The sequence below is a fragment of the Streptosporangium sp. NPDC049644 genome (assembly GCF_040675205.1).
GTDB classification, from domain to species: Bacteria; Actinomycetota; Actinomycetes; order Streptosporangiales; family Streptosporangiaceae; genus Streptosporangium; species Streptosporangium fukuiense.
Window position 1 is genome coordinate 14,848 of sequence record NZ_JBFAOJ010000059.1, and the last position, 26,236, is coordinate 41,083.

The following is a 26,236-nucleotide window of genomic DNA, read 5'->3' on the forward strand; positions in this document are numbered from 1 at the left end:
GTGACCGTCTCGGTGACTCAGTTCACCTAGAAGTCGACCCGGTCGTAGAAGCATGACCCCATGGTCAGACAGATATCCCTTCGTGCCAGGAGCCGGTCGGCGCCATGCGGTGGTGGCGTATTTGCAGGATTTTGGCGAAGTCCCGCTGACGTGACGGAATACCGTGCACCAGCATCACCTGCTTGGCCGCGACCTCGTCGGCGATTTCGAGCAGGCCCCGCTTGTCGGCGTGTGCTGAGAGGCGCATCATCTCGACACGAGCCCTAAGAGGAATTCTTCTCTCCATGCCGCGGTCGTCGACGGACAGGTGCGAGGCGCCACCCTCGGCGAGTCTGAGCAACCTGGCACCACCGGACTCCTCGTCCTGGTATCCGGAGAGAAACAACGCGCTGTTGGCTTCCGGCAGGATACGGGCCGCCCACTGCACGGCCGGCCCTCCGGTGAGCATGCCCGACGTGGTGATCACCACTCCGGAGGTGAACTGGTCGAGATCGTCGGGGCGGTTGGCCCGTGCCACATTCCCGCCGACGATGCGCAGCGGGGAGCTGCGGCCGGCGGTGATGGCCTCGAATGAGGAGGTGATGTCCGCGGCCATCCCGTCGAGAAGCACCGGCACATGGGACAGCCTGTACCGCATGATCAGCGCGAGTTCCTGGGCGCGGCCGAGCGCGAAGGCGGGGATGAGAACACGTCCACCCGCCGCGTAGACCTCTTCGACGGCACGGACCAGGTCGGTGACGCGGGTCTCCCGCGCGTCGTGGATTTCGCCGCAGCAGGTGGACTCCATCACGAGCAGGTCCGCCTCGCGTGCCGCGTCGGGAATCTCGTAGCCGTCCACGGTCTCTTGGCGGAACCCGGAGATGTCGCCGGTGATGACGACGCGCTGGTCACCCGCCTGGAGGACGACCCCCGCAGCCCCGAGGATGTGGCCCGCGGGGAAGAGTTCAAGGGTGACGTTCCCGATTTGACGCCGCACACCGTACGGGACCTCCTCGCAGCGCTGGACCGCGGCCTCGACGGCGGCGCCCTGGTAGAGCGCCTCGCCGTTCGCCCCCCACTTGCGATGGGTACGCTGCCGTCGGTCCATCAGCTTCGCGGAATCGGCCCACATGGCGGGCATCAACTGCACGGTCGCCGGGGTCGCGATCACTCGCAGCCGTGGCATCCGCTCGACCAGCGCAGGGACGTACCCGCAGTGGTCCGTGTGCGCGTGGGTGACCACCACGGCGTCGATCGGTCCGGTCAGAGCCTGATCGATGTCACGCGGTGGCTGGGCCGGATCACCGGGACGCAGTCCGGCATCGACGAGCAGACGGGTGCCACCGGCTTCGACGAGTAAGCACGAGCCGCCGATCTCGGTAGCACCGCCCAAGGGCAGGACGCGCAGCTGGAGTTCCCGGGTGACGGTCACCCGAGGCTCTGGCGTGATGTCCGGAGGAGACACAATCGCCTGGAGCGCCGTGACAAGCGTTTCGGGCTCGATGCCCGCGACCTTCGCCGCAAGCGCGACGAGTGGGACGGGGGGTGTGGGAGGAGCCTGTCGATTACGCGGATCCCGGATCTCGGATCCGCCCTCGGGCATGTCGGGTGACTGCTGCAGGGCGGCGAGGAGGCCGGCGGCGGTCGTGTGTGGATCTCGAAGACGGCGCTGGAGAGCGGACACCTGGACGCCCAGTTCCTCGGCGCGCCTCTCGGCGTCTCCGAGGGCGGCTCTGGTGCTCCGAAGCTCCGCAGCCGCATGCCTGTTCCGACCATTGGCCTGCTCCAGCCGGGCCCGTAATTTTTCGATCTTTTTCTGATGTCTCTGCAGGCGGGTCTGCTGGAGGCGGCTCACCCTGTCCAGCTGTTCCGCCAGCCGGAGCCCCGTCCGGACGACATCGTCGTCAGCCGACGAGAGCAGCGTCACGAGAGTCGCTGACTCCGGTTGGTCGCGGGGAATCTGTAGCTCCCTGCGGATGCGGGCGCGAAGCTCAGGGAACCTGAGCAGCGCGTCGATGAGCAACTGTCGCCGGGCGGTGACGAACTGATCGACGTCGTGTTCGTGTTCCCGCCCGGCCAAAGCCGGGCGGGAGAGGAACACCTCGGCCACCGCGCGGAGTACCGGCAGCAGCGGATCCGAAGTCACCGTGATCGCCCCATCCGCCGGGTCGCCTGCATGAGGACGGGTTCGCGTTCGAGTTTGCCGTCGGCGCGGAGCACGAGCGCGCCCAAGGTGCGAAGCACCTCGACCAGATCCATGGTGGAGACGTAGTGCTCCTGTCGCAGGAGAGCTTCGGAGAGCGGGTGCCCGTCCTCGTCCGCTCCCGCCAGGGCGAGAATGCCCGCGATCGTCTCCTGGTCCTCGGTGATCTCCGTATGCTGTACGAGCTCATTCCACGCGGCCTTCAGTGCCCTGCCGGAGAGGACTCCTGTGGCCTCCACGAACTCACCTGGCGCCCGGTCCAGGTACGCCCGGCACGAATCCAGAGCGTGCTCACGGTAGGTGTCGGGCCTGTTCAGCTCCTGGATCACCTTGCTGATCAGGACCGGCCATCCGCCGGTGACGCGCAACAGGGCTCCCTGACTGGTCTCGTCCTGGAACCCCAGTCCTTCCTCGTACATCCACTGCCGTACTCCGGGCCGGTTGAACGGCTGCAACTCCACGAGGTTGGCCGCAGCGGCCAGGTCACCGGTGCTGTCTCCGGCCGGGTCCGTTCCCCGGCCGATCGTCAGCCACTGAAGGGCGTGCTCCGGAGGAGCGATCATGGCGACGGCAAGGGTGCCGCCGCTGGACAGGGAGACCGAGCGGGAGGCCGTGCGTGCGATATCGACTACTTTGGCAGGTGAAAGGCCGGAAAGGTCGGCGATGACGATGTTGTGCCCCAAACCGCTACCGGCCCGCTGCACCGCCCCGTCGAAGGTGAGACCGTTTTCACCGACTCGCCACACCTGCGCCTGACCATGCCGCTTGGCCTCCTCCTGGAGCGCGGCGGCCACCCGGTCGATCTGCAGTGCCTTCGAGCCGGTGATCAGGTGGAGCATGTTCTGCCGGCGCAGCAGCCAGGAGACCTGGCTGCCGGTCAGCGGCGACCGCTCACGCCGCCCCAGGTACGGAGCGCGGTAGGACTGGGCGTCGAACGAGTCGGCCTGCTCGAAACCTTCGGCCTGTTCCAGGACCGCCCCGACCTCGTCGGCGCCGCCGAGCAGGTTGAGGATGTGCGGGGTGCGCAACCGGTAGCGTTCCCGGTCGGCGGCGAGAACGCCGAGATTGACACATTCTTCGAGGAGCCCGCGGAAGCCGTCGCTGGAGGAGTCCTTGAATCCCTGGGGCCACCATTCCTGGCACGCGGCCCGCAACTCGCCCGCCGTCATCGTGGCGTCCGTTCCCGCGTCAAGAGAATTGAACGCCACGGCATAGGCGATGACCTTGTAACGCTTGTCCAGGTTGAGGGTCCACTCGAAGCGATCACGGAACCCTCGGGCCAGCTTGTTGTCCCGCCAGACGGCGTCCACATCCTCACGGGTGATCTCGTAGGGCAGTGCCGTCTGCAAAGCAGGAAGCCGTCGCAGGCGGGTCAGCAGGGACTCCGCGAAGAGCTGGATCAGGGCGGGCGCGTTGTTGGCCTCAGCGATCACCCGAGCGGCGAGGGTGGGTGGGAAGCGTAGGCCGAGCGCGGCCAGCGGCCTGGTCAGCAGATTGAACGCGTCCTGTGGATCGAGTGGTCCGATCGCGATGGGCGTTCCGAGATGTGCCAGTGGCTGGTTCGGCAGGCTCTCGAAGCGGGCGGTCTGGTGCAGGCCGGCGAAGACGACCTTCACCCGGTGGTCGGTCTCGTTCATCAGGTTACGCAGAGCGATGACATTGCTGAACGACGCGCGGCGGGCGTCCTCGTTGAGGAACTCGTCGGCCTCGTCCAGCAGGATCAGCAGTTGCCGCGTGTGGTCGTTCTCGATCCACTCCTTCACCCCGCGACAGATCTCCTTCGCGTCGGAGAGGATTCTCGCCGAGTCGGGAAGAATCTCGGCCGCGGAGAGTTTCCTGGCGAGCATGGGCCAGAGCGACTCGACCGGCGCCACCCGTCCGATGTCCTGGATGATCTCGAAAATGATCTTTCGGTCCTTGTCGGTCTTCTGGATGTGCCGCTCGGCCTTGCGAAGCAGCGCGGACTTACCGAGTTGCCTGCCGCCGTAGACGAACGAGGATCCCGTCCGGCTGGTGACCTCCTGAAGCTGATCCGAGCGTCCGTAGAACATCTCCTCCGGCACGTCACCCGTGGGCGCGTACGGGTTGGCGGAACTGAACGGTGCGAGCAGGCTCACCGTCGAGGTCCAGTTGGCCTCGGGCAGGCAGGCGAGGTAACAGATCGCGGCGTGATCGACGACGACCGCCACGGGGGTGGGGCGCTTGCGACTGGCCGCGGCCAGCTGACGCCGCTGCTCCACGGTGAGGACCCCGAAGTAGAAGACCAGGACGGTCTGGCCTTCGGGTTGGTCCTTCAACCATTCGATGACCTGCTGCGGGCCGGGAGACTTCCAGACGAGGAGCAGTCTGAGGCGGTCACCCGACGGGCTCATCCTGGACCCGAAGGCCGGTAGCAGCGCGTCGCCGATCGTGCGGACCTGGTTCAGGGCGATCCAGATACGGTTCTGCTCATTGCTGGGGTCGGCGTCCTGTTCCCCCTCCAGGCCGATCATCTGTAGCACGGCGGTGATGGCGGACCTCAGATTTCCGGCGGCCTTCGGTCCCTGCGCCATGGTCTGCCAGTTCCGGATTCCGTATTCGGACACTCCGTGCCGCCCCCTCGGCATGTCGGAGATCGACAGGCCGGTCTGCGCCAGGACGTCGCCGAGCCGGGGATCGGCGACATCGTTCCCGAGTTTGAGCGCGTCCCTGAGTTTCTGGAACCAATCGACGCTCTCCGGTTTCCGCTGCCGTCCCGCCGAGCGGGAGGACATGTCCTCGAAGGACGTGGGGAAACGCGGGAAGAACCGGTCGAGATGATCGACGGCGTCGGGGAGTTCGGGCAGCTGTTTTCCGGCCTGTGCCTGTGCGGTGAACTCCTGGGCCGTGGTCAGGTCACCGGCTTCGATGAGGGGCCTGATCCGCCCCTGGGCCGCGGCGACGTCGGAGTTCTCGGCACTGAGGTCTGTCAGTCGCGCCAGCTCCGCAGTGATCCTGTCATCGCGGATTCCGATGGCCTCCCGCTCCAGCTCGTCGAGGGCGTGGGAGATGACACCAAAATCGTCCCGTTCGTCACCGGCGAGTGTCTGCAGTATTCCGGAGAAGCGGGTGGCGATGACCTCGGGGAACACGCCGTCGCGGCGCCATTTCGCGATCTGATCGTGAATCTCCTCGATCCGGTCGCTGCGCGCGTGCCGGGCCGAGTCGACGAGTTTCTCCCTGCGCTGCCGGAGTTCTGCCGCGAGCGCGTGGTCCTGGTGCGTCAGGACGGAGAGGACGGCCCGGGTGCCCTCGTGGTCGCCGAGATCGGCACGCGCGGTGAAGGCGGTTCGCCAGTCCCGGTCGCCTCCACCGCACAGGGGTAGGAGCCGGCTCAGAGAAGGAGGGGCGTACGGGGTCAACGTGTCGGCGTCGACCCTGATCCCGGGAGAGAACAGGAGATCACCGTTGAGCACGTGGGCGATCGCGGGCTCGGACTCCGGTGGAGAGCTTCCGTCGAGCAGGGACAGGGTGTCGTGAATCAGCGTCGTGGCGGCCACAGCGGCGGCGGCCAGTGGTTCCGCTGAGGCGGCGAGGTCGGCGAGTTCTTCCTCGGCGCGGATCCTGTCGTGGTTGACCACCGCTCGCAGGTCGTTCAGCTTTCCGACGACCGAGGGAGCACCGGAGGTGTCGGTGCGCAGCGCCTCCACCTCACGGACGGCCGTCACCCAGGCCGCCACGCTGTCCAGGGCCTTGTTGACCTTCTCCACCAGCTTGATCCGCGCGCCGGAGTGGATGCGGTTGCTCCCACGGTTCGACGTCCGTTTCTTGGCCTCGGTGTCGATCATCCGGTCGATCACCTGGGCGGCGCGGAGCTTTTTGAGTTCAAGGCCTACTCTTCGCGCCTGGGCGGTGTCGTTACGGGCCGCGATGGTGAGAATGCCGCCCAGCGGTGAGGTTTCCTGGAGCAGGGACTTCCACACCTCGGTGGCCCGCTGAAACTTGATCGTCCGGGACGGGCCGTCCTCAAGGAGCTTCGCCGCAGCCGAGGAGGCGTGCTTTTGGCTGCTCTCCGCCTGTGAGGTGTTCCGCATCCTTCCGGACAACCCCGGTACGAGATAGGCGCCGTCCTGAGCCACCTTGGCGAAGGCCTCTCCGTACGCGGTCAGCGCCGGGAAGTCGGAGACCACACCGGAGAGGTCCTCAAGAAGCCGGGCGGTCTCCGGGGTGGGATGGATCAGACCGGTGCGCATCGCCGCCGCCCAGGCGAGCAGTTGTCCGGCGGTGTCATCGCCGAGCGCCTTTGATGTCAGCCCCGTGGCCGACTCGGTGAACGCCGCCGACAGCCGTCCGGCGAACTCGCTCATCTCGGCGGCCATCGCGGCGCACCGCCGCGCGTTGATCTCGGAGCTGGGGCGGCCCGCCGCCGTCCGGAGCCAGGCCGCCAGCCCTAGCTGTCCGGCGCGGATCGCCTCGGCCTCGGCCGCGACCACCTCCGGGGAAAGGCCCGTCACGTCGTCGGTGGACGGCTGCGAGGGGGCCGATGCTTTTTCTGGCTGCTCCTGTTCCTCCGGACTCACCTCCACAGTGGTGACCCCAGCTGTGGAGGCAACGGGGGCGACGGGAGAAGGGGGAGTGACGCTCGCGACGTTGGGTTCCCGCGACGACGCCCTCTCCGGCTGCGCCAGGCCGGCCTCCAGGAAGGCATCCAGGTCGGCCAGGTCGTCCAGGTCTTCCGGAGTGTCGGAGAGGGCCGCGCCCTGAGGCGGCGATGGGGTCGTCGGCTCGTCCGAAATGGGGGCCGTTCCTCCTTTGTCCTCATCGGACTCGTCATCTTCAGGCTCGTCCTCTTCGGAGAGCCCGCTCGGGAGGTGCGAGGGCTCGGGAACCACCAGCAGGCATTGCGCCGCGGCCGCGGCCACCGGGGCCCAGCCGGCCGGCGCCTCGTCCCTGAACTTCTCCTGCAACTCGAAGGTGCGCAGGAAAGCACTCGGATCGCCCGCGAGATCGATGAGCTCGACGAGCGTCGCCAGGATCGGAGACTCTTCAAGCGAGGCTCTGCGAATCTCCTCCAGCGGTTTTTCGAGGCCGGCCGGGCCTTCGATGTGAGCCAGCGCGAGTATCCGGCGACGCTGGGAACTCGCCGACGCGACATGGTCGAGGGTCCGCTGCAGGGTGGCTACCGTGTCGTCGTCGGCGATCGTGGAATCGGTCGCAGCTGCGAGCCTGTCGCGCAGTTCGTCGAAACCGATGACGCTCCGCCTGATGACGTCGAGGTCGTGATCAAGAGGTCGGCGTGCGTCGGCATACGCTCGCCGTACGTTCTCGGCGGCCTCGGCGCCCTTCAGGAACGCCTGACGCAGACGGCTCATCTCCTCCCGTAGCGCCTCGGTGGAATCCTCGGCGGGTACGTGGGCGGGCTCTGTCGTCAATTCGGACTCTTCAGACTCGTAGTGGTTGAGTTCTTCGATCCCGCCGAGATCCCGCACCGGGGCGGCCAGGGCGGCGTCGCGAAGTTCGGACAGTGAGATCGGTGTTTCGGGGAGCTCCGGATGAGGGGCACGGAACTCCTGCCAGGCGGCGCGGACCGCTTCACCGGCATCCGGACTCATACGCTCGTCGGAGGAGACGAGCAGGGCGAGCGCCATCGAGGACAGTGACACGCCATGCCGCAGGATGTGCGCGAAGACGAGGTCGACCAGGTTGTCGGTGAGGCACCTCGTGGTCGCCAACATCTCGGCGAAGACGGGTGCCGAGGACATCACCTCGGCGGCGGAGTCCGGCCCCAGCAGTCCCGCGCAGGCGTCCGCGGTGAGCTCGTCGTGGTTCTCGAACCCGGGGATGAAGGGCAGGCTGAGAAAGTGGATGAGCGACGAGCTCCGCTTCCTGTCGCTTCCCCTGAGCACATGCACGAGATTGGCCGCTGCCGACTTGTTGATCGAACGCATGTTGGATAGCCCCACATGTCGCAATATCTCCTTGCGAAGAGATGGAGGGTATCTGACTGTGCTCGATAGGAGATCTTCGGCGGTTACCCTTGATATCAGCTCCGCTAGGAGGAGATCAAAGTCCGTAAACACCTTTTGTGTTTTGACATAACCTAAAGGTGCGGGATGGGGGGTCTTCCTGGTGCAGTTCCGCACTGTTGGCACCTTCACCTTCCGCATCGCCGGCCCCCGTAGTAGGGTCGCGTGCTCTCAAGTTCTGTATCCAGGGATGAAGTGCATTCGCTTGGTGGCGATGGAATCGGGTTGTGAAGACTGAAAATACGGCCCGGCGTGCACGGCCGTGCACGATAAGCGAAATTCGTGTCACCGTTCGATGTGCCGGAACCAGATGGCTCCCCGCGGCGGGATCACCGCCACTGTCACGGATTCGCCGAACACCTCGGTCGGGCTCGCCGCCGGTGCGAGGTCGTCGACCTCTCCAAGATGCGGCCGCACACCCGTCCTCGTGCGGCCAAAGGCGGAGCGGTAGGAAGCAGTGGCTGTTCGGTAACCCGATCGGGTGTGTGTCGCGTCACCTAAGTGGTTGATCGTTTTCTATCACATGTGAACTAGATGCACAAATATTTTTTCTGTAGACATGAAACACGTGCGTAGCGTACAGTCCAGTCCCAACCCTTGACGGAACGGTCATTGGGCGATCGACTTTGCGGGTCCGCTGCTCCCGACGGCTATGCCTCTGTGCGATCACCGCATGGCACCTCAGGGGGGTGGTGGGAGCGCCGCCGGCTGATCGGCGCGACCCGGCGACGGCCAGGCATCGGAGCTCTGGTGGAGGTCCGAGGGCAGTGCTGGGTGGTCAGCGAGTCGGCAGATCATCTCCTCCGTCGACCTCACCGGCTACCGGCACGCAGCCTTAGTGTGAATATGATTCACTTGAAAAATGTTGCTGGCGGTCGATAAGCTGACCGGGCGTCGGGGAAAGGGATAACGATCTGTTCGCGGATCTCTGTTTTCGAAGTGCGTTTCTTTCGCGTACGTGATGAGGTCGTACTTTGGCCGGACGACCGTTCTGCAATCTCAAGGCAGGTGCGAATGGACCCCCTGGACCGTTCCGACCCCCGGCGGATCGGTGACATCACGCTGCATGGCCGGCTCGGTTTCGGAGGCATGGGCCGGGTGTTCTACGGCCTGACCCAGGAACAGGAGCAGGTCGCCGTCAAGGTCATCCGTGAGGAACTGACCGGCCGGGCCGAGGTGCGGGCCCGTTTCGCCAGGGAGATCGACGCGCTCCGCACCGTTCAGGGAGCACACGTCGCGGGACTCGTCGACGCCTCCGAGGAGGAGGACGAGCAGCCCTGGCTCGCGGTCGAGTACGTCCGAGGGCTGAGCCTCAAGGAGTTCGTCGAGCTGCACGGCACGCTCACCGCCGAGGACGCGGCCGTCCTCGGCGTCCTCCTCGCGGACGCGCTTAAGGACATTCACCGGGCCGGTCTGTTCCACCGGGATCTCAAGCCCGGCAACGTGCTGATGGGCCGGGAGGGACCCAAGCTCATCGATCTCGGGCTGGTGGCCTTCGCGGACGGTCCTACGGACCTGACGACCTCGGAGTCGACGCTGGGCACACCCGCCTGCATGTCGCCCGAGCAGGCCAACACCCCCAAGAACGTCACGCCGGCGACCGACGTCTACGCCTTAGGCGCGACCCTGCTGTTCGCGCTGACCAAGCACTATCCCTACGACGCGCCGAATCTCGCGGCGCTGTTCATGCGGATCGTCGACCCCGAGATCGCCCCGAACCTCGCCGGGCTTCCCGCCGCGTTCGAACCGATCGTCGCCGCGATGCTCACGCACGACCCGGCGGCCCGCCCCGAGCCGGCGCAGGCGACGGCCTGGCTTGCCGAGCTGGCGACCGCCGATGGAACGTCCCTTCCGGTGGCAGCTCGCAGGCTGGCGGTGGCAACCTATGTGGAGCGGGAGTCAGACCCTCCGGAGATCGAGCCGCCGCTTCCCCCCAGGCGCGACCTCAGCCAGGTGATCGTCCCCGGCTCCGTCGTCGCCCTGCTCGCCGCACGCCTGCGCGGCGCCTACGCTTCGAACGCCCGTTTCTAAGAGGAGAGCCGTGACCGAGACCCAGTATCCGCCAGGTGCCCGGATCGAGGTCCGCGACGCCGAGTGGATCGTCCGCACCTGCGAGACCAGAGGTGCGGGGCAACGGATCACCGCGATCGGCGCGTCGGAGTTCGTCCGCGACGAGGACGCGGTGTTCTTCACCGAGTTCGACACCGTCGAGCTGATGCGTCCCGAGGACACGATCCTGGAGCAGGACGAGACGCCTAGGTTCGCCAAGAGCCGTCTCTTCCTGGAGGCGGTCCTGCGCAGGACGCCACTGCCCCAGACGGAGAAGGGCCTCGCGCTGTCCGACCGTTTCCTGCTCGACCCGCTGCCCTACCAGCGGCGCCCGGCCGAGCTGGCGCTGAGGGGACTCCGGCCGCGCATCCTGCTCGCCGACGTGGTCGGCCTGGGCAAGACGCTGGAGATCGGCCTCATTCTGGCCGAGCTGATCCGCCGTGGCCGGGGCGAACGGATTCTCGTGGTCACCCCGCAGCAGGTGCTTGAGCAGTTCCAGCACGAGCTGTGGACCCGGTTCTCCATCCCACTGATCCGCCTCGACTCGGTTGGCATCGAGCGCATCCAGCGGCAGATCCCGGCCGGTCGCAACCCGTTCACCTACTACAAGCGGATCATCGTCTCGATCGACACCCTCAAGAACCAGGGCAAGTACGGTCAGCACCTGGAGAAGATGCACTGGGACGCGGTCGTCATCGACGAGTCGCACAACCTGATCGGCGAGAACAGCTTCCGCAACCGGCTGGCCAAGCTGCTGGCCCGCAACACCGACGCGCTGCTGCTGGCCAGCGCCACCCCGCACAACGGCGATCCGAAGTCCTTCGCCGAGCTGATCCGGATGCTCGACCCTGCCGCGATCGCCGACGACACCCGCTACTCGGCGCGCGACATCGATCACCTCTACCTGCGCCGTACGAAGATCAACCCTGAGGTACGCGACCAGATGGGCAGCAAGTGGCCCGATCGGGGTCCCTCGGTCCCGGTCCACTGCCCGGCGACCGGCGCCGAAGAGAAGATCTTCGAGGAGCTCACCCAGGTCTGGCTGGCCGGAGACCGGCGAGCCGGTGGGCCGGTGGTCGATGCGAAGAACCGGCTCTTCCCCTACACCCTGCTCAAGTCCTTCCTCTCCTCGCACGTCGCCCTGGCCGGCACGGTGAGCAAGCGGTTGAAGAACACCAAGGAGCCCCGCGAGATCGAGGCGCTGAAGACCCTGCGCGATCTCACGGCGCGGATGGCCGACGACGACTCGGCCAAGCTCGCCACCCTGGTCGCCCGGTTGAAGGAGATCGGCGTCGGCCCGCGCAGCGAGACCCGGGTCGTGGTCTTCTCCGAGAGCGTGCCCACCCTGGAGTGGCTGCGGAAGACCGTTCCGGCGCGGCTGGGGCTGAAGGACGACGCGATCGCCGTCATGCACGGCGGCTTCTCCGACACCCAGCAGCAGGAGATCGTCGAGCGGTTCTCGCTCTCCGACAGCAAGGTGCGCATCCTGTTCACCGGTGACGTCGCTTCCGAGGGCGTCAACCTGCACCGGCAGTGCCACCAGATGATCCACTATGACGTGCCGTGGAGCCTGATCCGGATCGAGCAGCGCAACGGCCGTATCGACCGTTACGGCCAGGAACACCAGCCGAAGTTCACCGCGCTGATCCTGACCTCCGACGTCGAGGGGGCCAAGGACGACCGGACCGTGGCCGAGAAGCTGCTGACCAAGGAGTCGGCGGCCCACCAGAGCCTGGGCACCGCCGAGGCCGTCACCGGTGAGTACCGCGCCGAGCGCGAGGAGCGCCGTCTCATCCAGGACCTGCTCGACGGCAAGAGCGTGGAGGAGTCACTGGAGTCGCACGCGGCCGACGACTTCCTCGCCGACTTCTTCAACGAGGAGAAGAGCCCGGAGAACGCGCTGCCCCCCGAATCGCCGAGGGCGAAGGTGCCGCAGCTCTTCGACAGCACCGAGGAGTTCGCCCACGAGTCCATCAGGACGCTCAAGCTTCTCGACGGTATGGAGGACGACGGCGAGATGCTCGCCTTCGAACCGCCGAAGGACCTGATCCACCGGCTCTCCGTGCTGCCCTCCTCCTACCTGCGCACCCATGACGTCAGGAAGCGGATGAAGGTCACCTTCAGCCGTACGCTCGCCCAGCGTAAGCTCGACGAGGCCCGCAGGACCAAGACCATGTGGCCGGAGATCGCCTACCTGTCCGACCTGCATCCGATGGTCGACTGGCTGACCGACAAGGTCCTCGTCCGGCTCGGCCGCAAGAAGGCCCTGGTCATCACCGCCGAGGTGGACGAGCCCGTCTTCCTCATCCAGGGCATCTACTCCAACAGGCGTGGCCGGCCCACGGTCGTGGAGTGGATGGCGGTCGGCGGACCGCCCGAGGCACTCTCCGTACGGGACGAGGAGATGGTCGAGGTCCTCAAGGTGGCCAAGGTCGGACCCAGGATGATCAACACGGGCCGGCAGCTGGATCTCGGGCCGCTCCAGCAGCTGGTGAAGCCCGCCGTCGAGGTCGCGCGCACCCACCTGGAGAAGCGCCGCGCCCGCTACGACGCGGAGGTGGTCGCACCACTGGACACCTACCGCGCTCGGCTCTCCGACTGGCAGCAGCTGACGCTCGACGGTGTGCACGTCTCGCAGCGTGGCCGCAGGGAGGCCGACGTGCACCAGACCGTCACCGAGCAGGAGCAGCTCCTCGACTCCCTGCAGACCACCGGCGAACCGCTGCTCCGTGTTCTCGCCGTACTGATTCCCATGCCGGACTCGGCCGTGACCAGGCAGGACGGGCAGCGATGAGCTTCGACTCGATAGTCAACCGCGGCGACTACTTCTCGGCGCACTACCTGGCCGAGGTGCTGCCCAAGGACCTGAAGAAGTCCGGTGGCCTGCTCGCCCGCTGGAGCGAGGACGAGAAGGCCGACCGCATCACACCGCGCCGGGGTCTGCGCGAGCTGCGCAAGCAGTACTTCGCCGACCGCCCGTTCTTCGCCGACGTCGACGCGCGGCTGCGCGAGGGCGAGCTCATCGGTCCCGACGACAGGGCCGAGTGGCGCAAGGCGCTGGCCGAGCTGCACGGCGACGTGCTGCGCGCGCTCGGGTTCGCCGCGCAGCCGCGCGAGCTGACCGTGGAGCGGGCGGGCCGGGAGTACGCCGTCCCGGTGGCGTACGCCGACCAGCACCTGGTCGCCGTCGAGTGCGGCTGGGCCGCCGACGTGGACGCCGCCCTCGACGGCGACCGGGCGGGCCTGCTGGCGGCCCCGATCCGGCTGGACGGCGGCGAGCAGCTGGCCTCGGGCACCAAGCTGGCGTCCTGGCTGTTCGCCGCCGACGTCCCGCCGCGCTATGTGCTGATCCTCGCCGGTGGCGTGGCGGTCCTCGCCGACCGGGCCACCTGGGGCGAGGGCCGCTACCTGGCCGTCAGCCTCGATGTGGCACTGGGCCGGAACAACCCGGCCGAGCTGGAGGTCATCGCCGCGCTGTTCGGTGCCGACTCGCTGTTGCCACCGGAGGAGGGCGGCTCCGAGCCGCTGGCCGAGCTGCTCACGAACTCCCGCAACCACGCGGTCGGCGTTTCCGCTGATCTTCGCAAGGGGCTGAAGGACTCCGTTGAACTGATCGCCAACGAGGTGCTCAACCGGATCCGCCAGGCCGAGATGCGCCTTGAGGACGGCACCGTCCGCGCGGTGCGGCCCGAGGACATCATGGAGCCGGGCGCGCTGGCCAAGGAACTGGGTAAGGAGGCACTGCGCTACCTCTACCGGATCCTGTTCCTGCTGTACGCCGAGGCCCGCCCGGAGCTGGGCATCCTGCCGACCGACGACGAGGACTACGGCCGGGGCTACAGCCTGTCCCGGCTGGGCGACCTGGTGGTCCGCGACCTGACCGGCGAGGAGGCGCGGAACTCCTTCCACCTGTACGAGTCGCTCGACCTGCTGTTCCGCCTGGTCAACGGAGACAACCCGAAGCCCGGGGGCTCTGACGGTTCACCGGGCTCTGCGGGGCCGGCGGCTTCCACGCGGGAGAGCCTGCGGTTCGAGCCGCTCCGTGCCGACCTGTTCAACCCGGAGAAGACCAGGCTGATCGGCCGTGCCGCGCTGACCGTGCCCGGCTACGACGAGGACGACCCGACCGCGCCGAAGATCGACACCCGGCTCAGGAACGCGACGCTGCATCGGGTGCTCCAGGCACTCATGCTCACCAAGGGGCGGCGCAAGGAGCGGGGCGGCTTCATCTCCTACGCCCAGCTCGGCATCAACCAGCTCGGTGCGGTGTACGAGGGCCTGATGTCCTACACCGGCTTCATCTCCACCGAGGAGCTGTACGAGGTCGCCAAGAACGGCGACTCCCACGGCGGCACCTGGACGATTCCCGCCTCGAAGGTGCCGGACTATCCGGAGGACGTCTTCGTCCGCCGGGTGGACGAAGACGGCCACAAGACCGAGGAGTACGTGAGGTACGTCAAGGGCTCGTTCGTCTACCGGCTCGCCGGTCGCGACCGGGAGACCAGCGCTTCCTACTACACGCCCGAGTCGCTGACCCAGGTCACCGTCGAACTCGCTCTGAAACACCGCCTCGACCAGGACGGCACGGTCACCCCGGCCCGCGAGATCCTGCAGTGGAAGATCTGCGAGCCGGCCCTCGGCTCTGGTGCCTTCCTCAACGAGGCCATCAACCAGGTGTCGGCCGAGTATCTGCGCCGCCGTCAGCAGGAACTCGGCGTCTCGGTCGATCCGGAGCGGTACGAGGAGGAACTGCAGCGGGTCAAGGCCTACGTCGCGCTGCACAACTCCTACGGTGTCGACCTCAACGAGACCGCCATCGAGCTGGCCGAGGTCTCCGTCTGGCTCAACGTCATGCACCCCGGGCTGCAGGCCCCCTGGTTCGGCCTGCACCTGCGCCACGGCAACTCCCTGATCGGCGCGGGCCGCCGGGTGTACGACGCCGCGCGGTTGACCAAGGGTTCCTGGCTGAAGGAGGCTCCCGAGGACCTGCCGTTCTCGGCGGGGAAGCTTCCGCCGGGGAAGGTCCACCACTTCCTGCTGCCCGCCGAGGGCTGGGGCGCGGTCGCCGGTGCCAAGGAGGCCCGCGAGCTGGCTCCGGTCGAGGCCAAGAAGCTGGCCGACTGGCGCAAGAAGATGCGCGCCAAGGTCTCCGACAAAAAGAAGCAGGGGCAGAAGCTCACCCAGCTCCAGCGCCTCCAGGCCCTGTCCGGCCGGGCCGAATACCTCTGGGACCTGGTCGTCCAGCGACTGACCATCTCCGAGCGCGAGATCAGCCGCAAGATCGACGTCTGGGGCGCGGACTGGATCGATCAGCCTGCTAACGCCGTCACCAGGGAGAAGGTCCTCGGCGACCTGATCGCCCCCGGCACGCCGTACTGGCGGCTGAAGAAGGTGATGGACGCCTGGTGTGCCCTGTGGTTCTGGCCGCTGGACCGCACGGGGCTGCTGGACGGCTCCGACGACGTCTACACCAGGCTCGCCCCGCCCATCCTTTCTGCTGAGCCGGTACGCCCCACCGCGACGGCCGGTTCCCCCGAGACGGCCCATGAGGCGTCTCCGTCGGCCGAGACACTTCCCGCGGCCGGACTGTTCCCTGCGGCCGAGGAGACGATCGGCTTCCGCGTCCGCAAGCAGGAAGCGCTCTTCGGCATGGGCGACGAGCAACTCGACCTGGACAGCATGGCCCACGAGCTCAAGGAGGCCAGGGCCGCCCGCCCGAAGCCTGCCCCCAAGCGCCCGTCCCTCGCGCCCCTCCGCCAGGTGATCCCCCTGGCCGACCTCGACGACTGGCTCGACTTCGCCGAGGCCATGCTGGGCCGGGTGGACATCGACCACGGCGACACCGAGCAGCGCAAGGGGCTGACCACGGTCTTCACCACGCTGGACGAGGTGGAACACCACGAGGACGACATCGTCTTCTGGATGCGCATGGAGTCCCCCGCCAAAACTGCTGAGCGCTTTCCTTGGGTTCAGGTCGTCGATGACATTGCCGAGCAGCAGGGATTTTTCCACTGGGAGCTACAATTCGCTCAGGTTTTTGACAGAGGTGGATTTGACCTTCAAGTTGGTAACCCTCCTTGGGTGCGTCCCGACTGGAATGAAACAGCGGTACTTGCTGAACGGGATCCATGGTTCAAGCTCATTGACGAGCCGTCTATAGAGATTTGGGAGCATCGTAAAACGAATCTGCTCGCGAACTGGGATGCGCGCAAATTTTTCTTGTATGAATATGTCAATAATATGGCAATCGCGAATGTGCTTGCATCCCCGGCTTTTTATCCGCTGCTAGCGGGTACACGGCCTGACCTGTACCGAGCGTTTATGTGTCAGGTTTGGGCGCACCTTGGCGCTTCGGGAACCTCGGGCCTCCTTCATCCGGACACTCATCTCGAAGGCGTTGGGGTAGGATCAATTCGATCTGCCGCATACAAGCATTTGCGTATCCATGGAAGTTTTATAAATGGCGGAAACTGGGCATTTGCTAGCCCGATTAGTCGTACTTTGGAATTTGGCGTTCATATTTATGGGCGACCTCGGGAGATAAGCTTCCTCAATGCGAGCTATCTCTATGGGGCGAATGTGCTTCCAGAGTCGCTCGCTCATAATGGGTGCGGAGATTTTCCGGGGATTAAGTATAGAGGGACATGGGATCGGCGACCTCACAAGGGCAGGGTAATTCATGTTACCGTTGATACCCTGAAGCGATGGCAGGAGCTTCTTGGTAGGACGAGTGATCCTGTTGGCGAAACGCAACTCGTTCACTCTGTGAGCATCGCGGAACAAGAGGCAATGGCTGCCTTGACCCGGATTGGTAATCGCCTCGGCGGTTCGTATTTCCAGACCAGTTCCGGATATAACGAGAAGACTGATCGAGTGAATGGATATATCGTAGAACGGTTGAGTGCTCCTGGAGAATGGAAAGAGATTGTTCTTCAGGGGCCCCATTTCGGGGTTGGAACCCCGCTTGCCAAGCAGCCGCCAAAAATGGGCAATGCCGATAAGGCTGTGAATCTGAATCAATTGCCGGTAGATGCGGTGCCGACCACTAAGTATCGACGATCTTGTGACTGGGGTCGATACTTGCAGAAGCAAAGTCATTGGCTCGATTTTGAGCGCTTGAAGAGGTTGCAAAAATTCTCTCGTGAGGAATTGCTGAAAAAATTTCGCGATGAAATAGATTTGATAGGGGTGTTGTCCGACAAGAGTGTCGACACCCACGATGTGATAAATCTGGGCAGCGAGGATTATCGGCGGCTACTTGAGCGGTTAGCGACGCGCCCCTATACGGAATTCTATCGCCTTGCCTGGCGTGTCATGATTGCCGATAACGGTGAACGGAGCTTGTTTGCAGCCGTAATGCCTCCTGGTCCCGCACATGTGGATGCCGTTAATACGATGGCATTTCCCAGTTTCAGGGATACCGTGCTGGTTGCTGGTTTCTGGGCTGCGCTCCCGTTGGATTATATGCTGCGAATCACGGGGCGTTCACACCTACGTGTTGCCGAGGTCCATGTAATGCCGGCGGTCGACGTACTCCATCCTCTCGCAGAAGCACTTCTTCTACGTACGCTGCGATTAAACTGTCTCGTAGAGGTTTATGCTCCGCTTTGGGAGAAATTATACGATCCGACATGGGTCTCCAATGAGAAATGGGCTGTTGGTTGGCCGGGATTGGCGCCTCTCGAAAATGTCGCTTCCAAGTGGGCTCGGGAAACCCCTTTGCGCTCGGAAGCCGAACGTCGTGCTGCTCTTGTTGAAATCGATGCGCTTGTTGCTGTTTGGTTGGGTATTGGTGTAGAGGAATTAATCGCTGCATACCGTTCCCGTTACGGTGTGCTGTCCAACTATGAGAACGAGATGTGGTTTGATTCGAACGGCCGGAAGATCGCGGGTAACTTCAACACTTTCGGGCATGGGCAGACAAAGGAGCAATTTAAACAGCTCATGGCCCATCTCGACCCCGAGGTCAACGGCCCCGTCCCCGACGGCTACACCGCCCCCTTCTACAAGGCCGACCGGGAAGCCGAGTATCGCCAAGCCCACGCCGTCTTCTCTGAGCGCCTCCGTCAGTCCGGCTGGCAGGCGTCCGCCGCACCTGAGGGCGAGGGCACCGCGTGACGAGACCCGCAAGCTCGGCAGTCGGTCAAGAAGTGGTCTTCTCGGCGGTACCGCAGAGTGGTTCCGGCTGCGGAAGTCGCTTGACGGGATCGCTGGCGCAACTACGGTGGGTTCTGCATGGCTCACTCGGGGTCGTGAAGTGGAGCCGGGTTAACCTCCGCAGGTGGTGGCTCGGCTTTCGCGTCTCATCAGGTCATGCGGGTTCGCAGCCGGCCTGCGAGAGGCATTCCTCGGCCGTCGTGTCCCAGATTGCTCGTGCACTCCGGCATGACTCCGGGGCCGTACCGTGAGGCGCTCGGTGGCTCGGTCCGCGGGTCGATCCGAAACCGGTTGCCCGGTCACCTCGCGTGACGCACACTGGCCATGCCGTACTCCCGGTGAGTGCGGAAGTGAGGCCGGGCTTCCCGATGGAATCGGGTGCCCGGCCTTCGCGTTGTCTTCCCCGACGTGTGCTGGGCGGGCGGGTGTCGCTGTTACTCCGAGTGAGTTGACAGACACGGAGGTGGGCCGGTTTACTGGTCTCAACCACGCCGCCGGACACGTGCCGGTGGTTGAAGGCCCCGCCCACTGGACGGGGCCTCACTCATTTTCGCCAGAGGTCCGGGTGCCACGATGCGGGCCGCTGGATGTCTCCCTCGTGATCCCAAAGCTTCTCAGGAAACTGACAGGCATCGAAGGCGCTCGTCCTGATCTGGCGAAAGAAGGTCGGCGGGATCTGCTGCAGTTGCCAGCTGCCCATGGAGCGTCGTCTGGGGTTGAAGATGCCCACCGGCTGGCCATGGTCATGGCAGACCATCCGGATGGGTTCCGCGAGATCGGCGTCGTTGCTGATCACGACGCTGGATTCGCAGTCACCGCTGAGGGCGTCGGAGAGCAGGTAGGCCCCGATGTTGACATCTGTCCCCTTCTCCTCGACCTTGATCACCTCCACCGTTCTCGGCCCGTCGGGGGAAGGGTGGGCGAGAGGCATCCGGACATTGCTGACCTGGAAACGTCCGAGGTGGATGCTGAGATGCGGAATCGTGGAGAGGGCTCTGAGATAGAAGTCCTGCCGGTTCGGTTTGTCGGGATCGCTCGGCCATGCAATGACATTGGCGGTGAAATAGCGGATGCGATGGATCTCGTGCTCTGGCAGCAGCCGCCGGGTGAAGGCGTCGAGGTCCAGCCACTTGTACGGGCTGCCCTTGAGGCGACCGTAGAAGAGGTTGAATCCGTCAACGTAGACGTTCGTCAACATAGAGTGAATATATCGTCACGCAAAGTTAAAGTGGCGCGAGTTTCGTGCGCTACGCGGGCGTGGGCGCGGACGAGGCCCGGCGGGGGCCGGGCGGCTTCATCTGGACGACTTCATGGGGAGATGGTGTGAAGCCGACGTTGGCCGCTGACGAGTTACAGCGGAGCCTGACGCAGTACCTCACGACCACCTTCGCGCTCGCGGAGAAGCCGGTCCGCGACGCGCTGGAGCGGTTTCTCAACCACCCCGAGCAGGGCATCTTCCGTGGCCCTTACCTGCGGATCCGCACCCCGTTCCGCGCCGCAGACGCGGGGTGGAAGGACCATCTGGAGTGGGTGCCGCCCGGTGGCTGGACACCGTACCGGCATCAGGCGCAGGCGTTCCGGCGGCTCAGCACGCTGAACAAGGCCGCCGAGCCGACGCTGATCACCACCGGGACCGGCTCGGGCAAGACCGAGTCGTTCCTGATCCCGGTGCTCGACCACTGCCGGCGGCGGAAGGCGAGCGGCAGGCGCGGGGTGAAGGCGGTGCTGCTCTACCCGATGAACGCGCTCGCCACCGACCAGGCGCACCGGCTCAACGACTACCTCCAGCAGCCCGGCCTGCACGAGGTGACCGCCGGGCTCTACATCGGTGACACCCCCGAGGTCGGCTATCCGAAGGTGATGACCCGGCGGGCGGAGATCCGCAGGAACCCGCCGGACATCCTGATCACCAACTACAAGATGCTCGACCTGCTGCTCCAGCGCTCCGACGACCTGCCGCTCTGGGAGGACGCCGAGCCAGCGTACGTGGTGGTCGACGAGTTCCACACCTACGACGGCGCGCAGGGCACCGACGTCGCGATGCTGCTGCGGCGGCTCGCCTCGGCCACCGGGCACTCCCGGCCCGGCAGGCCGCTCGGCGACATCTGCCCGGTCGCCACCTCCGCCACCCTCGGCGAGGGTGGCGACAGCACGGTCATCAGGGAGGTCGCCGAGCAGGTCTTTGGCACCCCGTTCGGCGAGGACGCCGTCGTCGGGGAGGACCGGCTCACCGCCGAGGAGTTCGTCGGCGATATCGACGTCACGCTGCCGTTGCCCGAGGTGCAGGAGCTGGCCGCTCTCCCCGACCCGCTCAGGAACCCGGCCGCCATGGAGCTGATCAGCCAGGCCGTCACCGGGAAGAGCGGACTCAGCTCGCAGGAGCTGGGCGGGGTGCTGCGACAGCACATCCTCACCCAGGCGGTGCTCGACCTGCTCAGCGGTGGCCCGGCGACGCCGGCCGAGATGCTCGAACTGCTGCCGCGCCGGGGCGCCTACAACTGGGGTGCGGCCATCCGTCAGTCACCCACCCAGGCGGCCACCGCGCTGGCCCGGTTCGTGGCGCTGCTCTCCTACGCCCGCGACCCGGAGAGCCCGGAAGGCCCGGAGGACTCCAAGCGGCCGTTCCTGCACATCGAGACCCATATCTGGGTGCGGGCCGTCTCCCGGCTGCTCCGGCTGGTCAGCCACACCTCGGCCTTCGCCTGGATCGGCGAGTCGGCCGTGCTGGACGCCGACTCGACGTTCGACGTGATGGGCAAGACCCTGCTGCCCTCGGTCTACTGCCGCCACTGTGGACGGTCGGGCTGGGCCGCCTACTCACCGGAGCGGGACCCGGCGGAGCTGGTCACCAGCCCGGAGAAGATCTACCGCGCCGCCGTCGGGCCGGAGAAGAAGCGTGTCCGTCCGCTGATCATGGCCACCCGGGGCGAGGTCGAGGGGCAGGTACGGGAGCTGGCGATCCTGGACGGCGAGCGGGTCCGCCCCGTCGATCCGACGAAGGACCGGTACGACGAGGGCGACATCGTCTTCGTCCTCACCAACCTGGACACCAAGTCCGAGGCGAACAACGCCGCCGAGCAGGACCGCTGTCCGGCCTGCGGGATGGACCAGGGCATCCGCTTCCTCGGTGCCGGCCTGGCCTCGCTGGCCGCGGTGACCGTCACCCAGCTCTTCGCGGGCAACCAGCTGGCGGCCAAGCAGCGCAAGACGCTGCTCTTCAACGACTCGGTGCAGGACGCCGCCCACCGGGCCGGTTTCGTGGCCAACCGGTCGTACGCCTTCTCGCTGCGGCGGCTGCTGACCGCCCGGCTCGACCCCGGCACGCCGATCCTGCTCAACGACCTGGTCGCGGACCTGGCCGCGGTGGCGAGCGCGGAGGATGTACTGCCCTCGGTGGTCCCGCCCGACCTGCACGACCGGCCGGAGATCGACGCGATCCTGGCGCGGGAGACCGCCGGGTCCCCGCAGGCGTGGGATCTCATCGGCGAGCGGCTGGCGTTCGCCACCATCATGGAACTCGGCCTGCGCTCCCGGCAGGGCCGCACGCTGGAGCTGACCCGTACGGCGGCGGCCGAGGTGGTGCTGGGCGATCCGGTGAAGATCGCCACTCTGGCGCGCGATGTGCACACCGGCATGCCCGGGATGATCGAGCTCGCCTCCGAGGACCGCTATCTCGTCTACGTCCGGGGTCTGCTGGAACGGCTGCGCTACCGCGGCGCGATCAAGCACGTGTGGCTGGACAAATGGCTCGGAAATGCTGGAAGCAACAGGTACAACGCGATCTGGGGCAGGCGTCCGGAGGGGATGCCCGCGTTCCCCAGGGGGCTGTCCGCGCCGACGTTCCTGCTCGACCGGCAGAAGCGGAAGTCGGAGTTCGACCGGATCGACGCCGACCAGGGCTGGTACCAGGACTGGACCACCCGCTGCCTCGGCCTCGAACGAGGCATGGCCGGTCTCTATCTCTCCCGGCTGCTGCCGATGCTGGCCGGCGAGGGCGTGATCTCCGTACGGCCGGCCGATGACGGCGCGACCAGGGTGTACGGGCTGCAGCCGGGGCACATCCAGGTCCGTCTGCTGGAGAAGGCCCAGGTCAACGATGCCGGGATCGGCTGTGACCGGTGTGCCTGGGAGCAGACCGTCCACCCCGAGATCTTCGACAACTGGTACGGCCAGCCCTGCCCGCGCTACCGCTGCGGCGGTCACCTGACCAACCGGGGCAGTCAGAACTACCAGCTCGACTACTACCGGCGGCTCTACCTCGCCCAGGGCGGCGAGGGCGCGTTCCGGGTGGTCACCGCCGAGCACACCGGCGCGCTGACCCGAAGCCAGCGCGAGCAGGTCGAGCAGCGCTTCCGCGACGGCGACCGCTACAGCGACCCGAACGTGCTCGCCTGCACGCCCACCCTGGAGCTGGGCATCGACATCGGCGACCTGTCGGCGGTGATCCTCGCCTCGCTGCCGCCGGGCCCGGCGAACTACGTGCAGCGGGCCGGTCGTGCGGGCCGCCGCAGCGGCAACGCGTTCCTGGTCACCATGGTCGGCCGGTCTCCGCGCGACCTCTACTTCCTCAACGAGCCGCGCGACATGATCGACGGTGAGATCGTGCCGCCCGGCAGCTACCTGTCGGCCGTGGAGATCCTGCACCGTCAGTACACCGCCCACCTGGTCGACCTGTGCGCCAGGGGAGGGCTCGACGGTGTGCTGCCGCTGCCCAGGTTGGCCTCGGCGCTGTTCGGCGAGACGGGCTGGCTGGCCGGGTTCACCACCGCGGCCCTCGCGGCGGGCGACACGGCGGTGCAGGGGTTCCTCGACCTGTTCGGCACGGTGCTGACCCCCGAGGCGGTCGCCGACCTGCGCGGGTTCGCCACCGAGGGCCTGGCCCGGGTCGTGGCGGAGGCGACCGAGTCGTGGCGGCAGCGCCTTGCCGACCTGCGGGAGCGAATCGGTGTCATCGACACCGCGATCGAGGCGCTGGTGGAGTCCGACCCCGTTCAGCGCGCCCAGAAGCGGGCGCTGACCGCCGAGCGGCGGGCGGTGGCCAAGCGCATCGGCGAGCTCGGCCGGGAGAACGCCCAGGGGGCGCTCGTCGAACTCGGGCTGCTGCCGAACTACTCCCTGATCGACTCGACCACCACCCTGGAGGCGACGATCACCTGGGAGGAGGAGATCGAGGGAGGCAGGCGCTACCACGGTGAGGTACGGGAGTACCAGCGCCCGGCCCGGCTGGCGCTCACCGAGCTGGCCCCCGGCAACTCCTTCTACATGCGCGGCTACCAGCACGAGGTGACCGGCCTGGACATCGGCACCCCGTCCCGCCCGGCCTGGGAGCGGTGGCGGGTCTGCCCCGGCTGCGGTTACGTGCGGACCACGCTCGCCGCCGAGGACACCGGCCCCTGCCCGCGCTGCGACAGCCGCGACATCGGCGAACTGGGCTCCCTGTACGGTGTGCTGCGCCCGACCCGGGTGACCTCGCACGACCGGCGTGACGACGCCCAGATCCGCGACGACCACGATGACCGGCAGAGCCGCTACTACGAGACGGCCGTCGCGGTGGACATCGAGCCCGCCGACATCGTGCCCGGATCGTGGCGGCACAAAAAGGTGGTGTTCGGCCTCGACTTCACCCGCAAGGCGGTCGTCCGCCGGTTCAACCTGGGCACCACCCGCTACGACCGGCCCGCCACCGACCGGTTCGCCGGGGAGGACGTCCGGCTCAACCCCTTCCACACCTGTCCGGCCTGTGGCGGCACGACCGTGGACGGGCCGCCGGTGGCTTCCCAACAAGACGCGCTGATCGCGAGCTCGTACGCCGACCCCGGACGCAGGCACCACCGGCCCTGGTGTGCTCACCGGCGCGAGGCGCAGGACGCCGAGCACCTCCAGTTGCTCCTCGCGCACGAGTTGCGCACCGAGGCGCTGCGCATTCTGCTACCGGTCGCCACACTGCTGATCGAGGAGCGAATGGCCTCCTTCGAGGCCGCGCTGATGGCGGGGGTGGCCGCCAGGTACGGGGGCGACCCTGACCATCTCGCCGTCGTCACCGCCACCATGCCCGACCAGGAGACCGGTCGGCGTCGTCGCTTCCTGGTGCTGCACGACACGCTGCCCGGCGGTACCGGATATCTGCACCGTCTCTCCTCACCGGAGGGATTTCGCGAGGTGCTCGAAGCGGCGCTGCGGATCGTGGAGGAGTGCCCCTGCAAGGAGGACCTGCGCAAGGCGGCCTGCCACCGCTGCCTGCTCTCGCACGTGTCGGGTACCAAGTACGACAAGGTCAGCCGGTCCGAGGCGCTCGTCATGCTGCGCGAGCTGCTCGACACCTGGGACCCCGCGCGGGTCGCCACCACCGACGCGATCTCACTCTGGGACCAGGTGGAGAGCGAGCTGGAGGCTCGTTTCCTCGGCGGCCTGCAGTCCTGGGCCCGCCGCACGGACACGCCGGGCACGCTGGGCATGGCCGGTGTGCTGAACGACAAGAAGACCGCGGACCTGCGTATCGAGGGGCCGGACGGCTCGATCGTGCACTGGCAGATGATCCTGCAGAACACCATCAAGGGCACCCGCCCCGACGTACTGTTCCGGCGGTTGGACGACGTGCCGCTGGAGGTCGCAGTCTACCTCGACGGCTACGCCTACCACGCCTCACCGGAGAAGAACAGGCTGGCGGACGACGCCGCGAAGCGAGCCAGGCTGCGCGCCGACGGACGGGTCGTCTTCCAACTCACCTGGGACGACATCGCCGACTGGGAGGCACTCGAACACGCACCCTTCGTCAAGGGAGAGCCACCGCGTGCTCCCTACCTGGGCAACGCGCAGGCCAGAGCACGTCAGATCTACCAGCAAGTCAGCTCCGGCCGGGATCCCGACGAACTGGTCCGCACGGTGTGGGCCAACCCCGTCGACACACTGCTCGCCTTCCTCCGCGACCCCCGGCCAGAACTGTGGTTGCACCGGGCCGAAGCCGCCGCCGCCGGACTGATGGGGCTGGCGAGGGGCCAGAGCCGCTCCGGCCCAGGCGGTGTGCCGGAACGGGTGACGGCCGCGCTCCGCGGGGCGTCCCTTCCGGCTCCGACCAGCGAGAAGATCATAACCATGCACGCCGTGGACGCGGCCGGCTGTCCGCTCGTCGTGGTGCTCGACGGCCGCGACGGCTACCGATGGACCGCCTTCGCGCTGATCGACGACCGGAAGGAGACCATCAAGGCGGACCGGGAGGGGCACGAGAGGCGCTGGGCGGCCTGGCTCTACTGGGGCAACCTGCTGCAGTTCCTGGACGCGGGGTCGGGAGAGGGCGGGCAGCTCGCGCTCACCGATCTGGACGCCTTCGACCCCTCGCTGCTCGCGGTGGCCGGAGGAGAGGGGACCGCCTCCACGCTGAGCCTGCTGCCCCTCGAAGACGACGAGGGCGAGGTGACCGTTCCGGCGGATACCGTACGGCCGCCACGGGAGAGCTCCCAGACCGAGACCGTTCCCTTCCCAAGGCTTCCCGCCGCGTCGCAGGCCGATCGGATCGTGCGGGAAGGCGGCACCGAGGGGCAGGATCCGCGCTGGGAGAAGATCTACGACGTGCTCGACCCCGGAGAATCGGGGCTGGCCGCGTTCGCTCGTGAACTGGCCAGGCTGGAGATTCCCGCGCCCGCCTCCAACGAGGTGGGGTTCGAGCTGGGCGAGCAGGCCTGGCAGGCGGAGCTGGCCTGGCCCTCGGCCAAGGTGGCGATCGTGCTGGCCGGAGACGACGACGAGGCGCACCGGCGGAACGCCGCCTACGCGGCGGCCGGGTGGGACGTACGCGATGTGAAGGGCTGGGACCCGGAGGAACTGGCCGGGCGCGTTCTTGGCGGGCAGAGCGAGAGGACGAGGTGAA

General features: G+C 66.8%; 7 protein-coding genes. 4 read left to right on the plus strand and 3 right to left on the minus strand.

Annotated features, from left to right (window positions below; genetic code table 11):
* Window positions 1-64 precede the first annotated feature (64 nt).
* Together AB0J58_RS28375 and AB0J58_RS28380 are read right to left on the minus strand one after the other, a co-directional pair.
* Window positions 65-2,125: an MBL fold metallo-hydrolase gene (locus tag AB0J58_RS28375; RefSeq protein ID WP_364221083.1), complete on the minus strand. Its 2,061-nt coding sequence runs from the start codon at window positions 2,123-2,125 to the stop codon at window positions 65-67.
* Complete coding sequence (locus tag AB0J58_RS28380; protein WP_364221086.1) at window positions 2,122-8,103, minus strand: hypothetical protein; 5,982 nt, start codon at window positions 8,101-8,103, stop codon at window positions 2,122-2,124. Before AB0J58_RS28380 ends, AB0J58_RS28375 begins: the two co-directional genes overlap by 4 nt.
* A gap of 1,077 nt (window positions 8,104-9,180) precedes the next feature.
* Here AB0J58_RS28380 and AB0J58_RS28385 point away from each other — a divergent pair.
* Genes AB0J58_RS28385 through AB0J58_RS28395 form a run of 3 tightly spaced genes read left to right on the plus strand, consistent with a single transcriptional unit; the run spans window position 9,181 to window position 18,333 of the window.
* On the plus strand, window positions 9,181-10,197 hold the full coding sequence (locus AB0J58_RS28385) for a serine/threonine-protein kinase (protein ID WP_364221150.1): 1,017 nt from the start codon (window positions 9,181-9,183) through the stop codon (window positions 10,195-10,197).
* 10 nt (window positions 10,198-10,207) lie between these two features.
* The gene (locus AB0J58_RS28390; protein ID WP_364221089.1) at window positions 10,208-13,009 is read left to right on the plus strand and encodes a DEAD/DEAH box helicase; all 2,802 of its coding nucleotides are present in this window, start codon (window positions 10,208-10,210) and stop codon (window positions 13,007-13,009) included.
* Window positions 13,006-18,333 (plus strand): class I SAM-dependent DNA methyltransferase, encoded by a 5,328-nt coding sequence (locus AB0J58_RS28395; protein ID WP_364221092.1) that lies wholly within the window; start codon window positions 13,006-13,008, stop codon window positions 18,331-18,333. Before AB0J58_RS28390 ends, AB0J58_RS28395 begins: the two co-directional genes overlap by 4 nt.
* 583 nt (window positions 18,334-18,916) lie before the next feature.
* On the opposite strand, the gene AB0J58_RS28400 is transcribed toward AB0J58_RS28395, so the two are convergent.
* A complete protein-coding gene (locus tag AB0J58_RS28400) occupies window positions 18,917-19,570 on the minus strand; it encodes an NYN domain-containing protein (protein WP_364221095.1) in 654 nt (217 codons plus the stop codon).
* Between the two features lie 125 nt (window positions 19,571-19,695).
* On the opposite strand from AB0J58_RS28400, the gene AB0J58_RS28405 reads away from it, so the two are divergent.
* Window positions 19,696-26,235: a DEAD/DEAH box helicase gene (locus tag AB0J58_RS28405; protein WP_364221098.1), complete on the plus strand. Its 6,540-nt coding sequence runs from the start codon at window positions 19,696-19,698 to the stop codon at window positions 26,233-26,235.
* Window position 26,236: the final 1 nt, after the last annotated feature.

Excerpts from the sequence above, each read along its gene's own strand:
- AB0J58_RS28385 (WP_364221150.1), top strand. The coding sequence starts at position 9,181 with ATGGACCCCCTGGACCGTTCCGACCCCCGGCGGATCGGTGACATCACG.
- AB0J58_RS28395 (WP_364221092.1), top strand. The coding sequence starts at position 13,006 with ATGAGCTTCGACTCGATAGTCAACCGCGGCGACTACTTCTCGGCGCAC.
- AB0J58_RS28400 (WP_364221095.1), bottom strand. The coding sequence starts at position 19,570 with ATGTTGACGAACGTCTACGTTGACGGATTCAACCTCTTCTACGGTCGC.